This is a genomic window from Gammaproteobacteria bacterium (assembly GCA_027296625.1).
In the GTDB taxonomy this organism is placed as follows: Bacteria; Pseudomonadota; Gammaproteobacteria; order JAKEHO01; family JAKEHO01; genus JAKEHO01.
Map to the genome: position 1 here is coordinate 1 of JAPUIX010000167.1, position 2,611 is coordinate 2,611.

General features: G+C 53.1%; 4 protein-coding genes. 2 read left to right on the top strand and 2 right to left on the bottom strand.

The window, feature by feature from the left end; all coding sequences use genetic code 11:
- Positions 1-1,314, top strand: a 1,314-nt coding sequence (locus tag O6944_10120) for a metallophosphoesterase (protein MCZ6719492.1), incomplete at its 5' end; no start/stop codon positions are given.
- Positions 1,315-1,631: 317 nt separating this feature from the next.
- Positions 1,632-1,868, top strand: a complete 237-nt coding sequence (locus O6944_10125; GenBank protein ID MCZ6719493.1) for a toxin-antitoxin system HicB family antitoxin — start codon at positions 1,632-1,634, stop codon at positions 1,866-1,868.
- 15 nt (positions 1,869-1,883) lie between these two features.
- Here the strand turns inward: O6944_10125 and O6944_10130 are convergent, their stop codons facing one another.
- Positions 1,884-2,309, bottom strand: coding sequence for a type II toxin-antitoxin system VapC family toxin (locus O6944_10130; GenBank protein ID MCZ6719494.1), 426 nt, complete (start codon positions 2,307-2,309; stop codon positions 1,884-1,886).
- Positions 2,296-2,611, bottom strand: a 316-nt coding sequence (locus O6944_10135; protein ID MCZ6719495.1) for a hypothetical protein, incomplete at its 5' end; no start/stop codon positions are given. The genes O6944_10130 and O6944_10135, both read right to left, overlap by 14 nt.

Sequence of the window (2,611 nt, forward strand, 5' to 3'; positions counted from 1 at the left end):
TGGAGCCAGATCAGCGGAAACGATGGTGCCACGAATCTGGCCGGGGTCGAGGCGCGCTTTGTGGTTAAAGAGGCAGGCCCGGACTGTAAAGACTTCGTACTGATGCCGAATGAGGGCGCATCGTCTGTGCCGAGTTTAAGGCCACAGGTGACCGGCATGACAACCACTGCATTTCCCGTGAAGCTCTGCCAACTCATCATGCCCCACGACTGGGACTATGCCACGCTGCAATACAATGAAAAGAAGGTGACCTTTGACGGCGCCGGGGATACGGTTGAATTCGCAGGGCCGAACAGGATGGGACGCAGCGATAAAAATCAACTCCTCATGGCCGGTATCGGCGATACCGGTTGCCGCGGCAAGAATAGCTGGGGGGGACGATCAAGCCAAGATTGCCATAGCGCATGGTTCTTCAACAATATCATTGATAAACTCGTCACAGAGAGCGATAGTGTGCCGTTTGATCTGGTCGTTCATGTAGGTGACTATCGCTACAGACGCGACAAAAATGGAACGAAGACCCCCGACACCTGGCAGTATTGGGTAGAGGATTTCTTCTCGGTTGCCCAGCCGCTGTTGTCAGAGGCTCCGTGGGTATTTGTAAGAGGCAATCACGAAGAATGTAGCGAGTACGGTATGGGATGGACCTACCTTTTTGGGGCGGCGAATGCTTGCCCCTCGCTCGTTGCTCCGTGGGCTTTCGACGTCGGAATCCGGTCGGGCGCTCGCGTCAGCGAAAAGCAGCGCTTTGTCGTTATTGACACCTCACCAGCGATGCAAGATAAGCAGAACTTCAAGGACGCACTTGAGCTGGAGGGACACAGCAACTCGGAATGGTGGTTCATGCACAAACCCTATGTCAGCTTTAGTTCGTATGAAAGTGACAAGCCCTCGGATGTCAGCACGCGTAAGGCATTGCTCGAAGCCTGGCAAGACAAGGCGCTATGCGGAAATAATCAGCTTTGCGAGCCCAATACGATTTTGGCCGGGCATCAGCATTTCTATCAACGCAGTACGCTGACGGCAGGCTCTTCCTCCTCCGAGTTGTGGTCTTTACCACAGCAATATATCGTTGGCAATGGCGGCGTCTATATTGACACGGTCCATTTTGATCAGGGGATTTGCCCGGTTGACAGTCCTTTTAAGCCCACTATGTCCGACTTTAATGCGGACATACAAACAGGAAATGCAGATGGTTGGGTGATTTGGACGCGCAACAGCAATACGGTCTCACAGGAACCCTCAGGCTGGTCCGAGAACGTGCAGTTTTTGGCTTCAACGAAACTTACTTCTAGTAACTGCTCGAAGAAATAGGAGCACGAATGGACCGATTGAAACGGGATCGGCGATGAGTCGGCCCCGCGCGTGCTTCGGGTTCCGTGCCGATACGATCCAGTTTGGGGGCCTGGAAGGGCTAGCGCTGTCCCGGATAGACCTTCTGTTTTGTGCAGGCAAGGAATGACAAGGTCGGCAAGTATCGTGCGCCCTATCTCGCCTTTTCCCTCGATGCGCTGGCATCCTTGAGGTAGCGATGGTCTCCATCGTTCTGGGATCCGAACCGTCCTATTTTTGCATTGTTGAAAAAACATCCGGGTCGAAATCGAGGTTCCTTTCCGAAGGGGAGTATTGTGATGAGCACGCTTAGCATCAGGTTGCCCAAGTCGGTGCATGAACAAGTGAAGGCGTTGGCGAGCGCTGAAGGGATATCCGTGAACCAGTTCATCGCTCTGGCGGTGGCCGAGAAGATTGCCGTGCTGCAGACGGTGAATTACCTGGAGGAGCGGGCCAAACGGGGGAGCCGCGAGAAGCTACTGGCCGTGCTGGCGAAAGCGCCAGATGTGGAACCGGAAGAATATGACCGTCTTTAAGCGCGGTAAATCAGATTAATGCATCCAATCTTCCACCCGCAGATTCGGTACTTGTCGAAAATCGCGTAGATTAGCCGAAAGAACCAAGGCACTCTGTGATAGGGCAATAGCTGCGATCTTGAGGTCCATCGTGCCGATACGGATCTTGTGATCCCGCAAGCGCCTGAACTGGTTGGTAGCTTCTTCATCGAATGGTAACAAGGTCCACCGGGCAAAGAATTGCACAAGATTGCCCAATCGCTGGTAGGGATGCACCTGACGCTCAATGTCCCTCGATTTGTTAATCAGGGCCATCCACCCACGCATTTGTTCTTCCAACGTAATGACTGTAGTGACGAAGTCTTGATCCGAGGACCCCATCATGGTACCGAGCAGCGTATCAAACGCTGGTCCTTTGGCTATTTGCAGGGTGTTGATGTGGTCCGTATCAAGGATGATCACGATTCGCTTCTCCTCGATCTGCTTCGCGGATTTTTCGCCCTTCTGTTTGAATAGCCTTCATGACAGGATCATCAGCGAACATGCCGATGGTGCTTGGCCAATCCTTCTCAGTCGTCTGTAGACCCAAACGCAGGAGTAGCGTGGCGACTTGTTTTTCAAGCACTTCGATGCGTTCCTCAAGCGTGGCTTCCATCGTGCGTTTGGTCTTCGATGCGCTGGTATCCTTGAGATAACGGTGGTCCCCTTCGTTCTGGGATCCGAACCGTCCTATCTTCACAGGGTTGAAAACATCTGGGTCGAAA

Bases quoted from the DNA above. Each gene is read 5' to 3' on its own strand.
- O6944_10125 (MCZ6719493.1), top strand. From the start codon at position 1,632: ATGAGCACGCTTAGCATCAGGTTGCCCAAGTCGGTGCATGAACAAGTG.